This is a genomic window from Streptomyces alboflavus (assembly GCF_000716675.1).
In the GTDB taxonomy this organism is placed as follows: Bacteria; Actinomycetota; Actinomycetes; order Streptomycetales; family Streptomycetaceae; genus Streptomyces; species Streptomyces alboflavus.
In genome coordinates this window covers 110,386-131,272 of record NZ_JNXT01000007.1, presented here as the reverse complement: position 1 = coordinate 131,272, position 20,887 = coordinate 110,386, and the positions used below count along the sequence as shown (strand labels likewise).

At 69.8% G+C, this 20,887-nt stretch carries 21 protein-coding genes; 10 read left to right on the top strand and 11 right to left on the bottom strand.

Annotated elements, in window-relative coordinates; translation table 11 throughout:
- Nucleotides 1-12: 12 nt before the first annotated feature.
- On the bottom strand, nt 13-1,335 hold the full coding sequence (locus OO63_RS08185; protein ID WP_030357790.1) for a phosphatase PAP2 family protein: 1,323 nt from the start codon (nt 1,333-1,335) through the stop codon (nt 13-15).
- A 524-nt stretch (nt 1,336-1,859) separates the two neighbouring features.
- Between OO63_RS08185 and OO63_RS08180 the strand changes: the two genes are divergently transcribed.
- Entirely contained in the window at nt 1,860-3,233 is a 1,374-nt protein-coding gene (locus tag OO63_RS08180) for a serine hydrolase domain-containing protein (protein ID WP_030357791.1), read from the top strand.
- A gap of 208 nt (nt 3,234-3,441) precedes the next feature.
- On the opposite strand, the gene OO63_RS08175 is transcribed toward OO63_RS08180, so the two are convergent.
- Nucleotides 3,442-3,894, bottom strand: a complete 453-nt coding sequence (locus OO63_RS08175) for a GNAT family N-acetyltransferase (protein WP_030357792.1) — start codon at nt 3,892-3,894, stop codon at nt 3,442-3,444.
- Between the two features lie 114 nt (nt 3,895-4,008).
- Nucleotides 4,009-4,467 carry a MarR family winged helix-turn-helix transcriptional regulator gene (locus tag OO63_RS08170; RefSeq protein WP_030357793.1) on the bottom strand — a complete coding sequence of 153 codons (459 nt, stop codon included), beginning with the start codon at nt 4,465-4,467 and terminating at the stop codon, nt 4,009-4,011.
- Between the two features lie 225 nt (nt 4,468-4,692).
- Here OO63_RS08170 and OO63_RS08165 point away from each other — a divergent pair, with 225 nt between their 5' ends.
- Together OO63_RS08165 and OO63_RS08160 are read left to right on the top strand one after the other, a co-directional pair.
- Entirely contained in the window at nt 4,693-5,904 is a 1,212-nt protein-coding gene (locus OO63_RS08165) for an MFS transporter (RefSeq protein ID WP_030357794.1), read from the top strand.
- A 118-nt stretch (nt 5,905-6,022) separates the two neighbouring features.
- Nucleotides 6,023-6,454 carry a GlcG/HbpS family heme-binding protein gene (locus OO63_RS08160; protein ID WP_030357795.1) on the top strand — a complete coding sequence of 144 codons (432 nt, stop codon included), beginning with the start codon at nt 6,023-6,025 and terminating at the stop codon, nt 6,452-6,454.
- Between the two features lie 200 nt (nt 6,455-6,654).
- Here the strand turns inward: OO63_RS08160 and OO63_RS08155 are convergent, their stop codons facing one another.
- Nucleotides 6,655-7,533 carry a GNAT family N-acetyltransferase gene (locus OO63_RS08155; RefSeq protein WP_030357796.1) on the bottom strand — a complete coding sequence of 293 codons (879 nt, stop codon included), beginning with the start codon at nt 7,531-7,533 and terminating at the stop codon, nt 6,655-6,657.
- A gap of 5 nt (nt 7,534-7,538) precedes the next feature.
- On the bottom strand, nt 7,539-8,120 hold the full coding sequence (locus OO63_RS08150; protein WP_030357797.1) for a hypothetical protein: 582 nt from the start codon (nt 8,118-8,120) through the stop codon (nt 7,539-7,541).
- A gap of 76 nt (nt 8,121-8,196) precedes the next feature.
- Between OO63_RS08150 and OO63_RS08145 the strand changes: the two genes are divergently transcribed.
- Both OO63_RS08145 and OO63_RS43230 read left to right on the top strand, forming a co-directional pair.
- On the top strand, nt 8,197-8,868 hold the full coding sequence (locus OO63_RS08145; RefSeq protein WP_033263930.1) for an HAD family hydrolase: 672 nt from the start codon (nt 8,197-8,199) through the stop codon (nt 8,866-8,868).
- Between the two features lie 374 nt (nt 8,869-9,242).
- A complete protein-coding gene (locus tag OO63_RS43230) occupies nt 9,243-10,970 on the top strand; it encodes a globin domain-containing protein (RefSeq protein ID WP_169786605.1) in 1,728 nt (575 codons plus the stop codon).
- A gap of 37 nt (nt 10,971-11,007) precedes the next feature.
- On the opposite strand, the gene OO63_RS08135 is transcribed toward OO63_RS43230, so the two are convergent.
- From OO63_RS08135 to OO63_RS08115, 5 genes are all read right to left on the bottom strand, one after another.
- On the bottom strand, nt 11,008-11,490 hold the full coding sequence (locus OO63_RS08135; RefSeq protein ID WP_030357800.1) for an NUDIX domain-containing protein: 483 nt from the start codon (nt 11,488-11,490) through the stop codon (nt 11,008-11,010).
- Between the two features lie 59 nt (nt 11,491-11,549).
- Complete coding sequence (locus tag OO63_RS08130; RefSeq protein ID WP_030357801.1) at nt 11,550-12,455, bottom strand: LysR family transcriptional regulator; 906 nt, start codon at nt 12,453-12,455, stop codon at nt 11,550-11,552.
- Between the two features lie 234 nt (nt 12,456-12,689).
- The gene (locus OO63_RS08125; RefSeq protein WP_234311116.1) at nt 12,690-13,922 is read right to left on the bottom strand and encodes a cystathionine gamma-lyase; all 1,233 of its coding nucleotides are present in this window, start codon (nt 13,920-13,922) and stop codon (nt 12,690-12,692) included.
- Nucleotides 13,919-14,407 (bottom strand): low molecular weight protein-tyrosine-phosphatase, encoded by a 489-nt coding sequence (locus OO63_RS08120; RefSeq protein ID WP_030357803.1) that lies wholly within the window; start codon nt 14,405-14,407, stop codon nt 13,919-13,921. The genes OO63_RS08125 and OO63_RS08120 overlap by 4 nt, the downstream gene beginning before the upstream one ends.
- Nucleotides 14,408-14,461: 54 nt before the next feature.
- On the bottom strand, nt 14,462-14,842 hold the full coding sequence (locus OO63_RS08115) for a phage holin family protein (RefSeq protein ID WP_030357804.1): 381 nt from the start codon (nt 14,840-14,842) through the stop codon (nt 14,462-14,464).
- A gap of 71 nt (nt 14,843-14,913) precedes the next feature.
- Between OO63_RS08115 and OO63_RS08110 the strand changes: the two genes are divergently transcribed.
- The 4 genes from OO63_RS08110 to OO63_RS08095 all read left to right on the top strand — a co-directional run bounded on the left by OO63_RS08110 (nt 14,914) and on the right by OO63_RS08095 (nt 17,391).
- Nucleotides 14,914-15,231: a cupin domain-containing protein gene (locus OO63_RS08110; RefSeq protein ID WP_030357805.1), complete on the top strand. Its 318-nt coding sequence runs from the start codon at nt 14,914-14,916 to the stop codon at nt 15,229-15,231.
- A 290-nt stretch (nt 15,232-15,521) separates the two neighbouring features.
- Nucleotides 15,522-15,737, top strand: coding sequence for a DUF5326 family protein (locus OO63_RS08105; RefSeq protein WP_030357806.1), 216 nt, complete (start codon nt 15,522-15,524; stop codon nt 15,735-15,737).
- Nucleotides 15,738-16,126: 389 nt separating this feature from the next.
- Nucleotides 16,127-16,852, top strand: coding sequence for an IclR family transcriptional regulator (locus OO63_RS08100; RefSeq protein ID WP_033263929.1), 726 nt, complete (start codon nt 16,127-16,129; stop codon nt 16,850-16,852).
- Between the two features lie 101 nt (nt 16,853-16,953).
- On the top strand, nt 16,954-17,391 hold the full coding sequence (locus tag OO63_RS08095) for an SsgA family sporulation/cell division regulator (RefSeq protein ID WP_030357808.1): 438 nt from the start codon (nt 16,954-16,956) through the stop codon (nt 17,389-17,391).
- A 72-nt stretch (nt 17,392-17,463) separates the two neighbouring features.
- Here OO63_RS08095 and OO63_RS08090 read toward each other — a convergent pair whose 3' ends face one another.
- Entirely contained in the window at nt 17,464-18,858 is a 1,395-nt protein-coding gene (locus tag OO63_RS08090; RefSeq protein ID WP_078619013.1) for a YibE/F family protein, read from the bottom strand.
- Between the two features lie 218 nt (nt 18,859-19,076).
- On the opposite strand from OO63_RS08090, the gene thiC reads away from it, so the two are divergent.
- Nucleotides 19,077-20,858: a phosphomethylpyrimidine synthase ThiC gene (gene thiC, locus OO63_RS08085; protein ID WP_030357810.1), complete on the top strand. Its 1,782-nt coding sequence runs from the start codon at nt 19,077-19,079 to the stop codon at nt 20,856-20,858.
- The last annotated feature ends 29 nt before the right edge of the window (nt 20,859-20,887 follow it).

Here is a 20,887-nt window from a genome sequence, read left to right as displayed (position 1 = left end):
CAACCGCGTGGCTCAAACCAGTTCCGGCTGCGATTCCGGTTCGCGTTGCCGGATCAGTGTCGCCTTCGGCTCCCACAGTTTCATGGTCCGTACGTAGCCGTAGATCACTGAGCCCATTGCAAGCAGCAGTAGTGGTCCGAACAGCCACGGGTTCTTGCCCATTTCCACCGGCAGAAAGCGATACGACAGCAAAAGCGCGGTGAATACCGTCGCACCGTAAGCGGTGAACCGAACTCCCGAGCGGTCCCAGCCGCGGTCGAGGGTGCGCAGTCCTGCTTCGATCGTGAGGGTGAAGACCACTCCGGCGATGATATCCACGCCGTAGTGGTACCCGAATCCCAGCGTCGCGCCTAGAGTGGCCAAAAGCCAGAATGTGCCCGCGTACCGGAGAATTCGCGGACCCTTTCGGGAATGAATGAAGATTGCTGTGGCCCATGCCGTGTGCAGGCTGGGCATGCAGTTGCGCGGGGTGACCTCGTCGAAGGGGAACGCCTGCGGGGTGCTGATCGACGGTGGTGTGTCCGGCCACAGATCCGCCACCGCCCACTGCGCGGTGGGAGGCGTGCTGGGCCACAGATCGGGGTTGGTCCAGTGCTCGCTTCCGGTGCCGTAGGCGAAGATCGGCCCGACCACGGGGAAGATCATGTAGATGCCGGGGCCGAGCAGGCCGATGACCAGAAACGTGCGCACCAGATGGTGCCGCGGGAAGCGGCGCTCCACGGACACGCGGCGCAGCTGGTACAGGGCGACCACGACTGCGGCCACCGCGAGTTGGACGTAGACGAAGTCGAGCAGACGGATGCCCGTCGGGCCGGTGGCCGCGACCAGTCGGCCCACCACCCACGACGGGTTGCCCAGCGCGTGGTCGGCCGTGGCCACGTACTGGTCGAGCACCGTCGGGCGGGTCTTCGCCGTGATCAGCAGCCAGGCGTCGCCGGTCTTGCGGCCCGCCACGAGCAGCAGGCCGAGGCCGACGCCCTTCAGCAGGAGGGTGCGTTCCCGGCCAGTGCGGCGTGTGAGTGCGATGACCGCGCAGCCCAGCATCACCCACAACGCGCCGTTGCCGAAGGTCAGCTTGGAGTCGACTGCCCAGCGCCCCAGGAAGAAGGGGATGTCGATGCAGACCGCGACGCCGAGCGCGATGAACCGCTGCCGCCAGGTGAGGACCACCATCATCAACGCCATGCCGGCGTACAACAGCGGACCCGAACTGGGCGCGAAAATCACCTCTTGCGCCTGGTTAGTGATCGGTCCCGGCAGACCGTAATGCCGCGCGGCGATCTCCAGCGCGATGAGGAACCCCAGGGCCACCAGAGTTGCTGCGGCCCATAGCATCGGCCGTGGTTGACGCCACGCGGTGAAATTAATTCTGCTTTTTATTCGCGAGAATGCCCGCGACGTGTGAGGTATCAATTGTTTGGCCGATTTGGTAGATGCTAGCTATTGGGTAACTCTTCGTGCTGGCTGACGTGCATTTCGGTGAACGCGGGCGATCGAGGCGATCGTCGTGAGTCGGATCATGTTAGCGGAGCGGCGCGGGTGGGTTTCGCTCGTCGCGGGCGGTACGAAGGTCATGCGAAGACCGGTCGATCCTGTGCTCGATGATCTGGTGTCCCGAGGCGATCATGAAACTCCCGCCGCCCGGTAGGTATGGAGAGCGTCGCGTTACGCACCGGCTGCAAAGAGTGCGCACAACGGCGTGAAGTGGTCCCTTGAGTGGGGGTGCTTCGGCCAGGGGCGGCAGCGAGGGGCGGGGGACGTGCGCGCAGGGGTGTTTCACGTGAAACACGTTTGGTCAGGTCACGCGGTGGTGTCGGAAATGACTCGACGCGCGCCACCCGCCCGTATGGACTGGCCCCATGACTCATGAAGAGCTGCTGCCGAGCACCCGCAGGTCCCTGACCCATCGCATCGCCACCGCCCAGGCGGAGGGGAGGGCTCCTTCGCTGGTCGCTGCGATCGCCCGGGACGGTGAGTTGGTGTGGACCGGGGCCCGTACCTCGGTGGCGGGACACGCGCCGGACGAGAACGTTCAGTACCGCATCGGGTCGATCACCAAGACGTTCACCGCGGTCCTCGTGATGCGACTGCGCGACGAGGGTGTGCTCGACCTCTCGGATCCGTTGGAGAAGCATCTGCCGGGAACCGGCGTGGGCGAGGTGACCATCGCGGAACTCCTCGGGCACACGGGCGGCTTGGGAGCGGAGACGCCGGGTGTCTGGTGGGAGCGCAGCTCGGCCTCGCTGCGCCCCGAGCTGAGCGATGTGCTGGGCGAGCAGCCCTTCAAGCACCCCGTCGGGCGTCGGCACCACTACTCCAACCCCGGCTACACACTGCTCGGTTCGCTGGTGGAGGCGTTGCGCGGGGAGCCGTGGGAGGACGTGCTGCGGCGTGAGGTCTTGGAGCCGCTCGGTATGACCCGCACCAGTGGGCACCCGCAAGCCCCGTCCGCCGGTGGCTGGGCGGTACACCCTTGGGCGGACGTGTTGCTGCCCGAACCCACCGAGGACCTGGGGCTGATGGCACCGGCCGGACAGCTGTGGTCCACCACCGCCGACCTGGCGCGGTTCGGCGTCTTCCTGATCCAGGGTGACGACCGAGTGCTCGGCGTGGATTCGGTCCGCGAGATGAAGACGCCGGCGGCGCCTGCGGAGGCTGGGAACTGGGAGCGGACGTACGGCCTGGGCGTGGACCTGGTCGGCGGGAAGGGCTACACGCTGGCCGGTCACTCGGGCTCACTTCCCGGGTTCATCGCGTCGCTGTGGACGAGCGAGAAGGACGGGGTGGTCGCGGTGGTCCTTGCCAACTGCACGTCCGGGGTGCCGGTGGCCCTCGTGGCCGCGGAACTCCTGCAGATCGTCGCGGAGGCCGAGCCGCGCATCCCCGAGCCGTGGCGTCCGCTGCCGGAGGTCGACCCGGCGGTCCTGGAGCTGGCCGGGCCCTGGTACTGGGGGACCAATGTGTCTGTGCTGCGCCTCGCGGCCGACGGGGCGGTCGAGCTGGGGCCGCTGACGGGTGGGGGACGCAGTTCGCGGTTCCGGCCCAACGGGGACGGGACGTGGACGGGGCTCGACGGGTACTTCGCGGGCGAGCGGCTCGAGGCCGTGCGGCGGGCGGACGGTTCGGTGAGCCACCTCGACCTCGCGTCGTTCGTCTTCACGCGTGAGCCGTACGAGGCGGGGGCGCCGGTGCCGGGCGGGGTGGACCCGGAGGGGTGGCGCGGGCTCGCGTAGGTCGTCCGGGGTGTCCTGTTTCACGTGAAACAGGACACCCCGGTGGGCGTTGTCAGGGCTGGAGCCCCGCGATCAGAGCCCGCGTGTGGCGCGCGCTCCAGGTGGACCCGCGTGTGGCGCGAGCTCCAGGTGGACCAGCAGGCGGCCGGAGCCTCCACATGGGTCCGCACATGACCGGACCTTTCACGTGGTCTGAGCCCTCACGTAGTCAGAGCTGAAGCTTGAAGCCCACATGCGACGCCGTGAAGCCCAGGCGCTCGTAGAAGCGGTGCGCGTCGGTGCGCTTGACGTCCGAGGTGAGCTGCACCAACTGGCAGCCCTGCCGCCGGGACTCGTCGACGGCCCACTCGATGAAGCGGGTGCCGAGCCCGCTGCCCCGCTCGTCCGCGTGCACGCGGACGGCCTCGATGATCGACCGGACCGCGCCCTTGCGGGAGAGGCCCGGCACGATCGTGAGCTGCAGCGTGCCCACCACACGGCCTTCGCGCACAGCGACGACCAGGTTCTGGTTCGGGTCCTCGGCGAGTCGCTGGAACGCCGGCAGATAGGGCGTGAGGTCGTCCGGTGACTCGCGCTGGGCACCCAGGGGGTCGTCGGCGAGCATCGCCACGATCGCGGGGATGTCATCGGGCACGGCGGGTCGTATCTCAAGATCTCCCATGGCCGCAGCCTATGCGGGCGCTGATCGGACGGCCGGGCCCAGGCGGACGGGCGCCCCGGACGTATGGCCCCAGGCAGGCACGTACGGACCTACGCGACTGTGCGGACCGTGGACCTAGGCGGGTGTGCGGACCGCCTCGACCGCCTGGACCAGCGGTGCCAGCTCGGGGTTCTTGGCGGCCTCGTCCAGGGCCTCGCGCAGCGCCGTGTCATTGGTGGGGCGGGCCTCACCGAGGAGCGCGGCTCCGCTCTCGCTGACCTCGGTGTAGATGCCGCGCCGGTCGGTGGGGCACAGGTAGCGCGAGAGGAGTCCGCGCTCCTCGAGGCGGGTGACCAGGCGGGTGGTGGCGCTCTGGCTGAGGACGACGGCGTCGGCGACCTGCTTCATCTGCAGATGGCCGCCCTCGCCGTCGTGCTGGCGGTTCAGGACGTCGAGCAGGCTGTACTCCCGCACGCTCAGGCTGTGCTTGGCCTGCAGGGCCCGCTCTACATGGGCCTCGATCTTCCCGTGGAGCAGGGAGAGAGCGCACCAGCCCTGGGCGAGGGCGGTGAGTGCGGGGTCTGTCGCTGTCATGACTTCTCCTCCGTCTTCCTGCGTCCCGGACGCCTTCCTACGGCTCGGACGGGTCCCGTACTCCGGGTGACTTCCCGCGGCCGTGACCGGCCGCTGCCCGCGTCCTTGAGCGGCTGCGTCCAGGATAGTCCACCGCTGCAATATCCAGCGCTTGCAATTAACCCGCGCATGCAACTATTGTGGACGCACGTTAAGCGCTCTTGCAACCGTCTGGAAGGTAGTTCCATGCCTCTCGCGCTTCTGGCCCTCGCGATCGGGGCCTTCGGAATCGGCACCACGGAATTCGTGATCATGGGATTGCTGCCCGAGGTCGCGGGTGACTTCAACGTCTCCATCCCGACCGCCGGTCTGCTCGTCACCGGTTACGCCCTCGGTGTCGTCGCCGGAGCCCCGCTCATGACCGTCCTCGGCCAGCGGATCTCCCGCAAGCGAATGCTGATGCTCTTGATGGGTCTCTTCATCGCGGGCAACCTGCTCTCCGCCCTCGCGCCCAGCTTCGGCGTGATGCTCGCGGGCCGCGTCGTCGCCTCGCTCGCCCACGGCGCCTTCTTCGGGATCGGTTCGGTCGTCGCGGCCGAGCTCGTCGCCCCGGAGAAGAAGGCGGGTGCGATCGCCATGATGTTCACCGGTCTGACCGTGGCCAACGTCGTCGGTGTCCCGCTCGGCACGTTCGTCGGTCAGGTCGTCGGCTGGCGCATCACGTTCGTCATCGTGGCTGCCCTCGGCGTGCTCGGCCTCGCCGGTATCGCCAAGCTCGTGCCGGACCTGCCCAAGCCCGAAGGCGTACGGCTCCGCGACGAGGTGGGCGCCTTCCGCAACGTACAGGTGCTCCTCGCCATGGCGATGACCGTCCTCGGCTTCGGCGGTGTGTTCGCGGCCATCACGTACATCACGCCGATGATGACGGAAGTCGCCGGCTACGCGGACTCCTCCGTGACCTGGCTCTTGGTCCTCTTCGGCCTCGGCATGGTCGGCGGCAACCTGATCGGCGGCAAGTTCGCCGACCGCGCCCTGATGCCGATGCTGTACGTCTCGCTCAGTGCCCTCGCCGTCGTGCTCGCCCTGTTCACGCTCACCGCGCACAACAAGGTCGCGGCTGCCGTCTCCGTCGCGCTGATCGGCGCCTTCGGCTTCGCCACCGTGCCGCCGCTGCAGAAGCGGGTCCTCGACCAGGCCGCCGCGGCACCGACGCTCGCGTCCGCCGCCAACATCGGCGCCTTCAACCTCGGCAACGCCCTCGCGGCCTGGCTCGGCGGCTTCGTGATCTCCGCCGGCTTCGGCTACACGGCCCCGAACTGGGTGGGTGCCGCACTCGCCGGCTCCGCCCTCGGCCTGGCCTTCCTCTCGGCCGCCCTGGAGCGCCGGTCCACCTCCCCCGGCAAGGTCGTCACCGGCGCCGTGCCCCTGGCCGAGGCCCCGACGCCCGTCCACCACTGACCACATCCCGCAGGACCCGGATCCGGCCCCGGGACCCCGCACCCCACGCCGGATCCCACCGCCCCCGCAGAACCCCCAAGCAGAACCCCCAAGCAGAACCCCCAAGGAGAAACCCCTCATGAGCACGACCACCCCCACCGCCGCCGTCGCCCCGCTGACCACCAGTGACGCCGAGGTCCTCGTGACCGCCGCCCGCCGTGCCGCCGAGGCCGCGGACGTCACGGTCAGCGTCACCGTCCTCGACGCCGGTGGCCACCTCCTGGCCTTCCGGCGCGACGACCGGGCCGTGCTGATCTCCGGCGAGACCAGCACCCGCAAGGCGTTCACCGCCCTTCAGCTGAACGCCCCGACGGCCGACCTCGTGGACGCGGTGCAGCCCGGTGCGCCCTTCCACACCCTGCCGACCGCCCTCGACCGGCCGTTGCTGTTCATCGCGGGTGGCGTGCCCGTCCACCGTGACGGCCGCCTGATCGGCGCGATCGGTGTCGGTGGCGGCGCGCCCGAGCAGGACCACGAGTTCGCGACGACGGCCGTGCGGAACCTCGCGTAGCAGGGCCGCCCGGACGCCCGGCCACACCAGGCGTCCCGGCCGTACGGGGCCGTACTCCCGCCGTAGTACGGCCCCGAGCGGACGCGTACAGGCCACAACGAGGCCCGCCCTCACGCGCCAGACGAACCTGGCACCTGAGGGCGGGCCTCGACGTGCTCGCGCACGGCGGACTGCGCGTCAGCCCGCGGCGACGAGCGGGCTCAGCCCGCGGCAACCGTCAGCGGGGCGAACCGGCGCGTCCAGTCACCCGGCAGCTCCGGGATTCCGTACGTCATCACGGCGTTGAACGCCACGGTCTCCAGGCCCCGCGCCTTGACCCAGGTGAGCAGTTCCTCGTGGCGCACGTCGATGTCCGTGCGCAGCGGCCGGTCGGTGTGGGCACCGAGGGACGCGATGAGCGCCTTCGCCGTCTCCGTGTCGCGGGCGATCAGCGGGCCGACGACGTGCGTCTGCATGTTCGGCCACGCGCCCGCGTAGCCGATGATCTCGCCGTCGGCCTCCGCGACCCTCAGCTGGTCGGTGAAGGCCGGGAGGCGGGTCAGTACGTGGGTGCGGTCGAGGCCGAAGACCTCTGTGTCGAGCCTGACGAGGGTGGGCAGGTCCTCCGCGGTCGCCGCCCGGGTGGTGATGCCCGGAGCCTGATCGTCCGAGGTGGCGGGCGTGAAGTGGCCGGTGACCATCTCGACGCGGCCGGTCGTCTTGAAGCCGAGCTGTTCGTAGAGGGGGCGGCCGTTCGGGGTCGCGTGCAGGGTGAGCGGGGTGGTGCTCGCGGCCTCGATGACGTTGCGCATCAGATGGCGGCCGATGCCCTTGCGGGCATGACTCTCGGCGACCAGCACCATGCCGATCGCCGAGAGTCCAGGGTTCTCATGGGGTCCGTACTGGGTGACGACGCACACGGCGATCAGGCCGGGGCCGTCGGGGTCGTCGATGCCGTAGCCCGTTCCGGCCGAGAGCAGCAGGCCCCATTTGTGTTCCTCGCGGGGCCAGCCGCGGTCCTCGGACAGATCGGCGCAGGCCGTGAGGTCACGGGGAGTCAGCCTGCGGATGGGCAGTGCGGAGAGGGTAGGTGTCGACACGCGGGTCAGGCTGTCTGACGCATGACCTCGGCGTCCACCTTTTTGTGGGTAGAAGCACGCTGCTTTTGGCCAAGTTGTTTCTGGTCAGTGCGGTGGGCTGCGCGCAGGCGCCGGCCGCGCCGGGTCAGGCCCCAGGGCTTGAGGACCGAGATGACCATCATGAACAGATATGCGCTCATCGAGACGATGGGCCCGGCGATGAGGTCCGTCGAGTCGGCCAGCTGCTCTCCGGCCGACACGGTCGCCGCCGCGTCGTTGACTCCCGGCCGCAGTGCGAAGGTCGACGCGGTCACGGTGACCAGGGTCAGCCAGAACTTCGTATAGACCCAGCGGTGCTGTGCGAGACCCCAGGGTGTGCCCAGGGAGAGCAGGACTCCGCTCAGCAGCGTGAGGAAGGCCAGCGGCAGCACCAGCCAGTCGGTGAAGACCTTCATCGAGCGGACGGAGGCCTCGATGGTCGGGGCGGAATCGGTGGTGATCGCGGCCGCGGCGAGCGCGACGAGGCCGAGCGTGAGCCCGAGCCAGCCGGCGGAGGCGGCGACGTGGACGACGAGGGTGGCCCGGCGTGCGGGGCGGCGTAGTTTCACGTGAAACACGGTGCCGGGAGCAGCGGTGCGGGGCGTCTGACAGCGGGAGTAACCGCGGGTACTAGCCTCGGCGTACATGGCACGCCTACACCTCTTCGACCTGGACGGCACGCTGCTGTACGGCACGGCCGCGCCCGTGGAGATCTCGCGTCAGCTCGGCCTGGAGCGGGAGATCGCCGAGCTGGAGCGGGAGTTCATCGCCGGGCAGATCGACTCGGCGCAGTACGCGGTGCGGGTGCACGCGCTGTGGGCGGACCTCACCGACGCCCATGTGACGGCGGCCTTCGAGGGGGCGCCGTGGCTGGGTGGCATCCGGGACACCTGGGCCGAGATCCGTGCGAACGGCGACTATTGCGCCGTTGTCTCGCTCTCCCCGTCGTTCTTCGTGGAGCGCCTCCTGGGGTGGGGCGCCCATGCCGCGTACGGCTCGCGCTTCCCGGCCGTGCCGTTCACCGAGCCCGTGAATCCCGCGGGCATCCTCGACCCGGCGGCCAAAGTGAAGATCGCGAACCGGCTCTGTGAAGAGTTCGGGGTGAGTCCGGCCGATTGCGTTGCGTACGGAGACTCACTGTCCGACCTGGCCCTGTTCGCTGCGGTGCCCGTCTCGGTGGGGGTCAACGCGGATCCGCGGCTGATCGACCTGGCCACACACACGTATGTCGGGCGCGATTTGTGGAAGGCGTACGAATTGGTGCGCACGCCGGTAATCGAGGCAATTGATGGGGGTGGAGCCCTGAATTCCGAGTGAAAGAAGGGCACTTGTGCGTTGAGCGGCGGCCGGTATGGTCGACTCCGGTTCAAGCCAGGGGGGGAGAACGGTTCGAGCCAGGGGCGTGGAAGGCGCAACCGAGGGGGCGCGGACGCAGATCAACAAAGCCTAACGAGGTAAAGAGATCGACAACCCGTACTTCCGGCTTTGCGCTCCGCACAAGGGGCGCGGCTGCGATGCTGCGGATGAGGTGACTGCGGCCAATGTCACATTCTCTCCCTACTTGTCCGTAGGTCTTGGGGCGCCGGGGTTCAATGTGATCGACATGGGCCGGCGGGACAGAGCGAGGGAAGCACGCACCTTCCGCTGAGGAAGTGCACGACCGACCAGAGATGTTCGAGGCGAGGCACAGCATGGACGCTCCGACCACCACGTCGGCGGGCAACGGCTCTTCCGGGGACAGCGGCGGTTCTGGCGGCTGGTTCACACCACGCAGGTCACCGACGCCTCAGGAGGGTGCGCAGGGGCCGCGGACGGCGGAGCAGGCCGAGTCGGCGCCCGAACCCGAGGAGGGGGTCCGGGAGGCGCCCTCGGGGCGGCGGGTGTCGGCGATACGCCCCCTCGGCAGACCGGCAGCCACGGACGCGGCGGAGCCGGGTGCGGGGCGGATATCCACACCGGCGCCCAAGTCGCAGGTGCTGTACGCCGACGAGGACGTGGCGCACGCGGTGGCCGACGAGGACCCTGTCGCGGACGCGGACGCGATGGTGGGCGTCACGCACGCCGAGGTGCGGCCTGCACCGGATGCCGAGATCACGCCGACGCCGGAGGTCCCGGCCGCCGACACGCACGGGCACACGCAGACGGACACCCGCACCGACACGCCCGGCGCCGCTGAAGCGATCCCGGCTGAAGCGATCCCGGCTGAAGCGGTCCCCGCTGAAGCGATCCCCGCTGAAGTCGCCCTGGTAGAAGCCGCTCCCGCTGATGCCGCCCCGGCCGTCACGGCCCCCACCCGCAGCCAGTCGACCGCCTCCCCCGACGCCGTCCTCGTCCAGCGCACGATGGCCGAGATCGCACCCGTCTCCGACAAGGTCACCTCGTACTTCTACGCGCTCCTGTTCACCCGCCACCCGGAGCTGCGCGACCTGTTCCCGGCCGCGATGGACACCCAGCGCGACCGGCTGCTCAAGGCGCTGCTCACCGCCGCGGAGAACATCGACCACGCCGACGTACTCGTCACGTATCTGCGCGGTCTCGGCCGCGGACACCGCAAGTACGGCACCCGGCCCGAGCACTACCCGGCCGTCGGGGAGTGTCTGATCGGCGCGCTGAGCCGGTACGCGAGCGCCAGTTGGGACGAGGAGACCGAGGCCGCCTGGGTGCGGGCGTACACGACGATCTCCCAGGTCATGATCGACGCGGCCGCCGAGGACGAACTGCGGGCGCCCGCCTGGTGGTACGCGGAGGTCGTCTCGCACGACCTCAGGACACCTGACATCGCTGTCGTCACCGTCCGCCCCGACCAGCCCTACCCGTTCCTCGCCGGCCAGTACACGAGCCTGGAGACGCCCTGGTGGCCGCGCATATGGCGGCACTACTCGTTCGCTTCGGCGCCCCGCTCCGACGGACTGCTCTCCTTCCATGTGAAGGCGGTCCCGGCGGGCTGGGTCTCCAACGCCCTGGTGCACCGCGCCCGCCCCGGCGACGTGGTCCGGCTCGGCCCGCCCGGCGGTTCGATGACCGTGGACCACTCGACCGACAGCGGGCTGCTGTGTCTGGGCGGGGGGACCGGCATAGCGCCCATCAAGGCGCTCGTGGAGGACGTCGCCGAGCACGGCAGGCGGCGACCGGTCGAGGTCTTCTACGGCGCGCGCACCGACCACGACCTGTACGACATCGACACGATGCTGCGCCTCCAGCAGACCCACCCATGGCTGGCCGTCCGCCCGGTCGTCGACAACCGGGCCCAACTGCCCGACGCCGTGCGCGAGTACGGACCGTGGAACGAGTACGACGCCTATCTCTCGGGCCCGCCCGGGATGATCCGCAGCGGCGTGGACGCGCTGCGGGACGTGGGCATCCCGGTCGGCCGCATCCGGCACGACTCGGTGGAGGAACTGGTCGCGGCGGGCGACTGACCCGCGAGCCGGGGGCGCTCACCCCGCGGCTGAGCGGTCAGCCCAGGTCGGGCGCGTGCATCGCCCGTACGCCCTCGATGTTCCCGTCCAGATAGTGCCGCAGCGACAGCGGCACCAGATGCACCGAGGCGATCCCGACCCGGGTGAACGGCACCCGCACGATCTCGTACTCACCGGCGGGTTCGTCGATCTCGGGGCCGTGCCGCTGGGCGAGGTCCATGGACTCCAGCCGGCAGACGAAGAAGTGCTGCACCTTCACACCGGTCGCGCCGCCGTCCTCGCCGATGTGCTCGACGGTGTCCACGAAGCACGGCACCACGTCGACGATCTTGGCGCCCAGCTCCTCGTGGACCTCCCGGTGGAGCGCGTCGATGACGGTCGCGTCCTCCTCCTCGACACCGCCGCCCGGGGTGAGCCAGTACGGATCCACGCCGGGCTTGGTCCGCTTGATGAGGATCAGGTCGTCCCCGTCGAGGAGGACGGCACGTGCGGTGCGCTTGACCACGGGTCGGACGGTCATGGGAGAAATGTGGCCCGGACTGTTCCACGTGAAACATCGCGACCCGCGCTGGACCGTCCTCAGGTCCACTCGGCGGCAGCACGCAGCAGCCATTCGTGCGCCCGCGCGATGTGCGGCATGGCGAGTGTGCCGGTGCGTACGACGAGGAAGTAGGTCCGCAGGGGCGGCACTGCCGGTTCGAGCAACGCCACGACCTCACCGTTCTTGAGGGCGGTGGCGCACAGATAGCGCGGCAGGACGGCGAGCCCGGCGCCCGTGGTCACACAGGCGAGCACCGCCCGGAGGTCCGGCACGATCACGGTGCCCGACGTGGCGGGTCGGGAGTCGAAGACGGCGGCCCAGTAGCGCGAGACGAGTGGCAGCGACTCGTGCACCTCGACCACCGGCAGGTTCTCCACCGTGCTCGCGCCCTTGCGCCGCAGCTTGCCGGGGCCGATCCGGGCGGCCCAGGGCGGAGCGGCGACCAGGACGTGCTCCTCGTCGCACAGGGGGGTCGCGGTGAGCAGGGCGCCGCGAGGGCGGGCCGTGGTGATCGCCAGGTCGTGGTGCCCGGCGGCGAGCCCTTCCAGGACCTCCTCCGCGTTGCCGAACGAGGCGCGCAGCGCGAGTCCCTGTCCGTCGTCGCCGGTCAGCGCGGTGAGGGCGGGCAGGGCGCGCTCGGCTGTGAACTCCGGTGGTCCGGCGAGGTGGAGCGTACGGACCGACGAGTCCTTGTCGATCCCGGTCTCGGCGATCTCGACGAGGGCGTCGAGGTGCGGGGCGGCCTTGTGGGCGAGTTCGTCGCCCGTGGTCGTGGGGGTCACGCCACGCGCCTGGCGCAGGAAGAGCGGGCGTCCGACCTGCCGTTCCAGCGTGCGGATCTGGGAGGTCACGGCGGGCTGGGACAGGCCGAGGAGAGCCGCGGCCCGGGTGAAGGACCCCGCCCGGTGCACGGTCACAAAGGTCCGCAACAGGGCCAGATCCATGTCGCCACCTACTCCTTCAGCTCCCCCTGTCGGCCCCCGGCGCCCGCCAACTATAAATTTGTCGATAGGTTGCTGTCGCTACTGTGATTGGACACTGACACAGAGTCAACTAGCCTTGTTCGCGCGGTTCTTCGCGCGCGGAACCGGGACAGTCCGAGCCACGAGGGGGGAGGCTCGGACTGTCCGTTGTACGTAGCCGGAATGGTTCGCCTGTGCGAGGCGGGGCGGCCGGTGTCAGTCCCTCGCCTCGTCCAGCGCCCGCAGCACGTCCGCCACCAGGTCGTCCGCGTCCTCCGCGCCCGCGGAGAAGCGGATGAAGCCTTCCGGAACGGCGTCCCCGCCCCAGCGCCCGCGCCGCTCGGCGGTGGACCGTACGCCCCCGAAGCTTGTCGCGTCGTCCACGAGCCGCAGCGCGCCGAGAAAACGCTCGGCACCCGCGCGTGAGGGCAGTTCGAACGACACCACGCACCCGAAACGCCGCATCTGCCGCGTCGCGAGCTTGTACGAGGGGTCGTCGGGCAGGCCGGGATAGCGCAGGCCGGTCACGTCGGCGCGGTCGCGCAGGGCCTTGGCCAGGGCCAGGGCGTTCGCGTTCTGCCGGTCGACCCGCAGCTGGAGCGTCGCGAGCGAGCGGTGGGCGAGCCAGGCCTCCATGGGGCCCGGGATGGCGCCGACGATCTTGCGCCAGCGCCGGACGGCGGCCGTCAGTTCGGCGTCGCGGCAGGCCACGTACCCGAGCAGGAGATCGCCGTGCCCGGAGAGCTGCTTGGTGCCGCTGGCCACGGAGAAGTCGGCGCCGAGGTCCAGGGGACGCTGGCCGAGCGGGGTGGCGAGGGTGTTGTCGACGGCGACCAGGGCGCCACGCGCGTGGGCAGCGTCGGCGAGGCGGCGGATGTCGCACACGTCGAGGCCGGGGTTGGAGGGCGTCTCGAGCCACAGGAGGCGGGCGCCGTCGAGGACGTCGAGCTGCGCGTCGCCGCCGGTGGGCGCGGTACGGACCTCGATGCCGTACGCCGTGAGCTGCTCGCGCACCAGCGGCAGCGCCTGATAGCCGTCGTCGGGCAGCACCACGGCGTCGCCCGCGCGGAGCTGGGAGAAGAGCACCGCCGAGATCGCGGCCATTCCGGACGCGAAGACCAGGGTCTCCACGGAGTCGTCCGCGGGGGATTCGAGCTCCCCGATGGCGCGCTCCAGGTGGGTCCAGGTCGGGTTCTCGTCGCGGCCGTACGTGTACGGTCCGGTCGGCTCGCCGGGGAGGTGGAAGTGCGCGGCGAACACGGGGCCCGGCAGGGTCGGCTCGTGCTTCGCCGGTTCGGGGAGGCCGGCCCGCACGGCGCGGGTGCCGTCGCCGAAGGCGGGCGTGGTGCTGTCCTCGCCGGTCAGGGGCGCGCCGGTGCTTTCGTCGGTGTGCGCGGGGGCCGCAGCGCGCCCCGGTATCCGCTCCGGTGCCCGCTCCTCGTCCGTCATGCCGCCCGTCCCTCCACCGCGTCCCGTACCGCGTCGAGCAGGCCCTCGCTCGCCGCCTCCACCATTGTCAGGCACTCGACGAAGCCGTCGGCGTCGCCGTAGTACGGGTCGGGGACGTCCAGGTCGCCGGCATCCGGGTCGTACGAGCGCAGCAGGCGCACCTTGTCCGCGTCCGCGGGGGTGGGGGCCAGGCGGCGCAGGGTGCGCTGGTGGCCGTGGTCCAGGGCGATCACCAGGTCGCGTCCGGCGAACCAGTCCGCCTGGAACTGACGGGCCGTGTGGCCGGTCTCGTAGCCCGCGGACTTCAGCGCGGCGTCGGTGCGGGGGTCGGCGGGGTCGCCCTCGTGCCAGCCGTCGGTGCCCGCGCTGTCCACCACGACGAGTCCGTCCAGGCCCGCGTCACGGACGAGCGTGCGGAAGACCGACGCGGCCATGGGCGAGCGGCAGATGTTGCCGGTGCAGACGAAGCACACGGCGTACGGCACGGGGACGGGGCCGGTGGACGGCGCGGGCGCGGAGGCGTGGGGCATGGGGTGGGGTCAGTCCTTGTGGTCGGGGAGGGCGACGTTCATCGCCCAGGACACGATCGAGATGATCAGGCCACCCAGTACGGCGGTCCAGAACCCCTCGACGTGGAAGCTGACGTCGAGCTTGTCGGCCAGCCACGAGGTGAGGAGCAGCATCAGGGCGTTGACCACCAGTGTGATCAGGCCGAGGGTCAGGACGAACAGGGGGAAGGTCAGGACCTGCACCACGGGCTTGACCACGAAGTTCACCAGGCCGAACAGCAGGGCGACGACGAGCAGCGTGAGGGTCTTCTCGCCGGTGTTGTCTCCGGTGAGCGTGATCTTGTCGAGCAGCCACACGGCCACGGCCAGGGCCGCCGCGTTGGCGATCGTCTTGACTACGAAATTCTTCATGTGTCTGATCGTGGCAGACGCGAGGAAACAGTGGTCGGTCCACGACCTGGGGCAAGGGGCGCAGAAGAGCGATGAAGGCATTCCGACTGGACGAGCTGGAGGCGGAGCGGGCCGCGAACGACGGCGCGTATCTGCAGTTTCTGCGGGAGCGGAACATGTCGGTCGGGCTCTACGCGCTGGACGCGGGCGACAGCGACCCGCAGCAGCCGCACCGGCAGGATGAGGTGTACATGGTGGTCAGCGGCCGTGCGTCGATCACGGTCGGGATGGAGACGACGGAGGTCGCCCGCGGCAGCGTGGTGTACGTGCCGGCCGGGGTGCCCCACAAGTTCCATCACATCAGCGAGGACCTGCGGGTTCTCGTGGTGTTCTCGCCGCCGGAGCGGTGAGGCGGGGCTCGGGGCAGCGCGGCGCTCCGGGCGCTCCGGCCTCGCGCCCGCCCGGCTCTCAGGGCCTCGGACTCAGGGTTCCCTAGGGGGCGAGTCAGGGGAGGGCAAGGGATCGCACGGCCCCGAACTGGCTTTTTCCGACCTAGCATCGAATGCGTGAAGTGGGAAATCTGCACAGGAGCGGAGTTTCCCGGCGGTCGCGGAGATCCCGTGGCACCGCGACAGCTGTCGTAGCGCGGTCGAAGCGCGGGCGGTAACAGAATCTGCGGAGAAAGGTAAGGGCGAGGGCAATGCGAGAGATCTTCGCGGGTATGCCGTGGTGGGTGAAGTGGATCGCGGTGCCGGTCATCGCGCTGGTGGTCTTCGGCGGGCTGATAGCGAGCGTCGTCGGCTTCGTCTTCACCCTGCTCTTCAAGCTGCTGCTGTTCGTGGCCCTGGTGGGTGGACTCGTCTACGTCGTACGGAAGTTCATATCCAGCTCGTCCTCATCCCGAAGCGACTGGTGAAGTTCCGTAGCGCCCGGTGAAAGGGAAAGCAAGGGTTCCCTCCCCAGGGGGAAGTTTTCTGTCACAGCGCCCCTCACCGGTGGCCAAGGGTTAGAGTCCGAAAACCGACGCGGGGGCGATCCCCGTAGGCGGGCCCACTACCCCCACTCGTCTGCCTCCGGGCGCGAGTGGTCCCCCCTGTGCTTCGGGAGTGACCCATGGCCTCGGTTGACGACGCACCCCCGGACGTTCAGTCCACCGACCCCGAAGGCAGGGCCATTTCGGGCGAAGGGCCGTCAACTCCCGCGAGCAGAGGGCTCCTTACGGGCAGGGGACTCCTGGCGAGCAATACCCCCGGAGCACCCTCCGACGCCGCTCCGGCGGGCGTCGGACCCACCCTCATCGGCTCCGTGCAGCGAGCCATGCGCCTCCTGGAGGCCGCCGCCACGCACCCCGGCGGTGCCCCCGCGAAGCAGCTGGCCCGCGAGGCGGGCCTGGCCCTGCCGACCGCGTACCACCTGCTGCGGACCCTGAGCCACGAGGGCTATCTGCGCCGGGAGAAGGGCGTGTTCGTGCTCGGTGACGCGGCGGAGCGGCTGAGCGCGGGAGCGGCGGAGCAGAACCGCCGAGCCATGATCGGTGAAACCCTGGAGTACTGGCGCGACGCCATCGGCGTGCCCGTGTACTTCGCCCTCTACCGCGACGGTGAGATCGAGATCGTGTCCGTCGCCGACACCGCGGGCAACCCGGCCGTCGAGGAGTGGGCCGACTTCCGTGAGACCGGCCACGCCCACGCCATCGGACAGTGCCTCCTCGCCCAACTCGACGACGCGGCACGGCGGGACCACCTCGACCGCCATCCGGTCCGCTCCCTCACCCCGAACACGGTGCGTGACGACCGGACGTTCCTGAGGCGGCTGGAAGCGGTGGGGCGGATGACGCCGGTGACGGAGCATCAGGAGTACGCGCTCGGGACGGTCTGCGCCGCGATCCCGGTCACGGTGGGCAGCACCGCGGCCACGGTGGCGATCTCCGTTCCGTCGTCGCAGGCGAGCCGTCTGGCGCCGGCGACACGGCTGTTGCAGGAGGAACTCGGAAAGCTACTAAGGACACTCGCCTTCTCTATCAGCATCTGAAAACTCACTCCTTGTGATCTGGTGTGTACGTTAAGCAAGATGCCATGAGTGTCAGGGAGTTGGTTCCTGCCACCACCAGGCTAATGACGGGGTAGGCGGCGATGCGCGAGTCGGTCCAGGCAGAGGTCATGATGAGCTTCCTCGTGTCGGAGGAGCTGTCGTTCCGCATCCCGGTGGAGCTGCGGTACGAGACGCGCGATCCCTATGCTGTGCGGCTGACCTTCCACCTCCCCGGCGATGTCCCGGTGACCTGGGCCTTCGGGCGGGAGCTCCTGGCCGACGGGGTAGGCAGGGCGTGCGGGGACGGGGATGTGCGGATCGCGCCGATCGACCCCGAGCACTCGGACGACGTACTGATCCGGCTTCAAGTGGGCCAGGACCAGGCGCTGTTCAGGGTGGGCATCCCGCCGCTGCTCGCCTTCCTCGACCGGACGGACAAGTTGGTGCCGCTGGGGCAGGAGCGGACGCTCGTCGACTTCGAGACGCATCTCGACGAGGCCCTGGACCGGATCCTCGCGGAGGAGCAGAGCGCGGGCTGAGGGGCGACGGTTCCTCGCAGGCCCTGACTGTTGGCAGTTCGGGGCATTTCATGGCATCGCTGCTGCGGGGTGTCACGTCTTGCGGCGGCGGCCCTTTCCGGCGAGGGAGGGGCGGCGGGGCGCAGGGCGGGCGGAGGGAGCGGTGGGCGTGGTGCCGGACGGCGGGGCCGAGGGGGCCTCTGCCGGGGCGGGGCCGGGGCCTGAGCGGTCGGCGGAGACGACCAGGGCCGCGAGGGCGGTGGTGACGGGGACGGAGGCGACGAGGCCGATGGAGCCGATGAGGGTGCGGACGATCTCCTCGGCGACCAGTTCGCTGTTGGCGACGGTGCCCACGCTGCTCTGGGCGATGGAGAAGAGCAGCAGGAGGGGGAGGGCGGCGCCCGCGTAGGCGAGCACGAGGGTGTTGACGACCGAGGCGATGTGGTCGCGGCCGATGCGGATGCCCGCGCGGTACAGGCCGCGCCAGCCCATCGACGGATTGGCCTGGTGCAGTTCCCAGACCGCGGAGGTCTGGGTGACGGTGACGTCGTCGAGGACGCCGAGCGAGCCGATGATGACGCCCGCGAGCAGCAGGCCGCTCATGTCGATGTCGGGGTAGAGACCGTGGATCAGACCGGTGTTGTCGTCCGTGTTGCCGGTCAGGGAGGCCCAGCCGATGAACAGGGAGCCGAGCAGGCCGATGAGCAGGAGGGAGATCAGGGTGCCGAGCACCGCGACCGAGGTGCGCGCCGTCAGGCCGTGGCACATGTAGAGCGCGCACAGCATGATCGCGCTCGCGCCGACCACGGCGACGACCAGGGGGTTCGAGCCCTGCAGGATCGCGGGGAGGATGAAGAAGGTCAGGACCAGGAAGCTCACCGCGAGGGCGACCAGCGCCATGACGCCGCGCAGCCGTCCCACCACGACGACGGCCAGGGCGAAGATGCCGGCGAGCAGGGCCATCGGAAGCTTGCGGTTCACGTCGGTGACCGAGTACTGGAGGTCCTTGGGCGCCTTGGGTTCATAGGCGACCACCACGTCCTGGCCCGCGCGCAGTTGCCGGGGCGAGTCCGGCTGGACGATCTCGGTGAAGGTGCGGCCCTTGTCCGGGCCGCTGGTGACCTTGACCGTGGCCCGGCCGCAGGTGCCCTCCGCGCGGGACTGGGCGGACTGGCCCTCGGCGGTGGAGGTGTCGCCGTTGGGCGGGGTCTGCGAGGCGTTGAGGTCCTTGCAGGGGAGCTTCTCCAGCTTCGTCACGGTGGCCGACTGGGTCTGCCGGTCGAAGCCGACTCCGGTGCGTTCGTGGGCCGGGGCCCCGCCGGGCCACAGCACCACGAGGCCGACGAGGACCGCGGTGGCGAAGGGGATCAGGACGGCGGCGATGACCTTGCGCAGATGCTGGGACACGGGGGCCGCGGGGCCGTGGCTGTGGGAGTGGCCGTGCGGCTCCGGGGCGGGGGGTCCGGTGGGCGGCGTTGTCGTGGTCACGGCCCGATCATCGCAAGAACGGTGGGGGCCCTCTGTTCACCGCGCCCGACAGGACGCTAGCGTGGAGGCACCTTTGCAATCGCGGGAGCTCGGAGCACCGGGCTGAGAGGGCGCTGACCTCCGTACGAACGGCCACGAATTGGTTCGTACCGTACGGAATCCGCTGCGTCGACCGCCGAACCTGTTACCGGGTAATGCCGGCGTAGGGAGTAGGTCTCATGACCATCAAGGACACACGCACGCCTGCCTCAAGCACGCCCGAGGGCGCGGAGGCCGGGAAGTCCATCGGCTGGCACAAGGCGTACGTCGAGGGCTCGCGCCCCGACCTGCGGGTGCCGGTCCGCCAGGTGCACCTCACCAACGGCAAGGCCGTCACGCTGTACGACACCTCGGGTCCGTACACCGACCCGTCGGCCGAGACCGACGTCCGTCGCGGTCTGCCGCCGCTGCGGGAGAACTGGATCATCGCTCGCGGCGACACCGAGGAGTACGCGGGCCGCCCGCCCCGTCCCGAGGACGACGGCATCAAGCACACCTCGCCGCGCGGCGGGCTCAAGAACCTCGACGCGGTCTTTCCAGGCCGCCCGCGCCAGCCGCGCCGGGGCCGCCAGGGACAGGCGGTCACGCAGCTCGCGTACGCCCGTCGCGGCGAGATCACACCCGAGATGGAGTTCATCGGGATCCGCGAGAACATGGACCCCGAGATCGTGCGCGCCGAGGTCGCCGCGGGCCGTGCCGTGATCCCGGCGAACGTGAACCACCCGGAGATCGAGCCGATGATCATCGGCAAGAAGTTCCTGGTGAAGGTCAACGCCAACATCGGCAACTCCGCGGTCACCTCCTCCATCGAGGAGGAGGTGGACAAGATGACCTGGGCGACCCAGTGGGGCGCCGACACGGTCATGGACCTGTCCACAGGGCGCAATATCCACACGACCCGCGAGTGGGTCCTGCGCAACTCCCCCGTGCCCATCGGCACCGTGCCGCTCTACCAGGCCCTGGAGAAGGTCGACGGCCGGGCCGAGGAGCTGAGCTGGGAGATCTACAAGGACACGGTCATCGAGCAGGCCGAGCAGGGCGTGGACTACATGACGGTGCACGCGGGCGTGCGCCTCCCGTACGTCCCGCTGACCGCCAACCGCAAGACGGGCATCGTCTCGCGCGGCGGCTCGATCATGGCGGCGTGGTGCCTCGCGCACCACAAGGAGAGCTTCCTGTACGAGCACTTCGAGGAGCTGTGCGAGATCCTCGCGGCGTACGACGTGACGTACTCCCTCGGTGACGGCCTGCGCCCGGGGTCCATCGCGGACGCCAACGACCGCGCGCAGTTCGCCGAGCTGGAGACCCTCGGCGAGCTGAACAGGATCGCCAAGGCGCACGACGTGCAGACCATGATCGAGGGCCCGGGCCATGTCCCGATGCACAAGATCAAGGAGAACATCGACCTCCAGCAGGAGATCTGCGAGGAGGCGCCGTTCTACACGCTCGGCCCGCTCACCACGGACATCGCGCCCGCCTACGACCACATCACCTCCGGCATCGGCGCCGCGATGATCGGCTGGTGGGGCACGGCGATGCTCTGCTACGTCACGCCCAAGGAGCACCTCGGCCTGCCGAACAGGGACGACGTCAAGACCGGCGTCATCACGTACAAGATCGCGGCGCACGCGGCGGACCTCGCCAAGGGCCACCCGGGCGCGCAGGACTGGGACGACGCCCTGTCTGACGCGCGCTTCGAGTTCCGCTGGGAGGACCAGTTCAACCTGGCCCTCGACCCGGTCACGGCACGGGAGTTCCACGACGAGACGCTGCCCGCCGAGCCCGCGAAGACGGCGCACTTCTGCTCGATGTGCGGGCCGAAGTTCTGCAGCATGAAGATCTCCCAGGACATCCGGCGCGAGCACGGCACGACGCAGACGGAGATCGAGGAGGGCATGGAACAGAAGTCGAAGGAGTTCGCGGCCGCGGGGAACCGGGTGTATCTGCCGTTGGCCGACTGAGCGCGGCGGTCGGCCGACGGCAGGCGGCC

What these genes read in the sequence shown, in the direction of transcription:
- OO63_RS08145 (WP_033263930.1), top strand. Translation starts at nt 8,197, where the DNA reads ATGGCACGCCTACACCTCTTCGACCTGGACGGCACGCTGCTGTACGGC.
- OO63_RS43230 (WP_169786605.1), top strand. Translation starts at nt 9,243, where the DNA reads ATGGACGCTCCGACCACCACGTCGGCGGGCAACGGCTCTTCCGGGGAC.
- OO63_RS08130 (WP_030357801.1), bottom strand. Translation starts at nt 12,455, where the DNA reads ATGGATCTGGCCCTGTTGCGGACCTTTGTGACCGTGCACCGGGCGGGG.
- OO63_RS08180 (WP_030357791.1), top strand. Translation starts at nt 1,860, where the DNA reads ATGACTCATGAAGAGCTGCTGCCGAGCACCCGCAGGTCCCTGACCCAT.
- OO63_RS08125 (WP_234311116.1), bottom strand. Translation starts at nt 13,922, where the DNA reads ATGACGGACGAGGAGCGGGCACCGGAGCGGATACCGGGGCGCGCTGCG.
- OO63_RS08170 (WP_030357793.1), bottom strand. Translation starts at nt 4,467, where the DNA reads ATGACAGCGACAGACCCCGCACTCACCGCCCTCGCCCAGGGCTGGTGC.
- OO63_RS08095 (WP_030357808.1), top strand. Translation starts at nt 16,954, where the DNA reads ATGCGCGAGTCGGTCCAGGCAGAGGTCATGATGAGCTTCCTCGTGTCG.
- OO63_RS08160 (WP_030357795.1), top strand. Translation starts at nt 6,023, where the DNA reads ATGAGCACGACCACCCCCACCGCCGCCGTCGCCCCGCTGACCACCAGT.
- OO63_RS08175 (WP_030357792.1), bottom strand. Translation starts at nt 3,894, where the DNA reads ATGGGAGATCTTGAGATACGACCCGCCGTGCCCGATGACATCCCCGCG.
- OO63_RS08115 (WP_030357804.1), bottom strand. Translation starts at nt 14,842, where the DNA reads ATGAAGAATTTCGTAGTCAAGACGATCGCCAACGCGGCGGCCCTGGCC.
- OO63_RS08185 (WP_030357790.1), bottom strand. Translation starts at nt 1,335, where the DNA reads ATGCTATGGGCCGCAGCAACTCTGGTGGCCCTGGGGTTCCTCATCGCG.
- OO63_RS08135 (WP_030357800.1), bottom strand. Translation starts at nt 11,490, where the DNA reads ATGACCGTCCGACCCGTGGTCAAGCGCACCGCACGTGCCGTCCTCCTC.
- OO63_RS08105 (WP_030357806.1), top strand. Translation starts at nt 15,522, where the DNA reads ATGCGAGAGATCTTCGCGGGTATGCCGTGGTGGGTGAAGTGGATCGCG.
- OO63_RS08165 (WP_030357794.1), top strand. Translation starts at nt 4,693, where the DNA reads ATGCCTCTCGCGCTTCTGGCCCTCGCGATCGGGGCCTTCGGAATCGGC.
- thiC (WP_030357810.1), top strand. Translation starts at nt 19,077, where the DNA reads ATGACCATCAAGGACACACGCACGCCTGCCTCAAGCACGCCCGAGGGC.
- OO63_RS08110 (WP_030357805.1), top strand. Translation starts at nt 14,914, where the DNA reads ATGAAGGCATTCCGACTGGACGAGCTGGAGGCGGAGCGGGCCGCGAAC.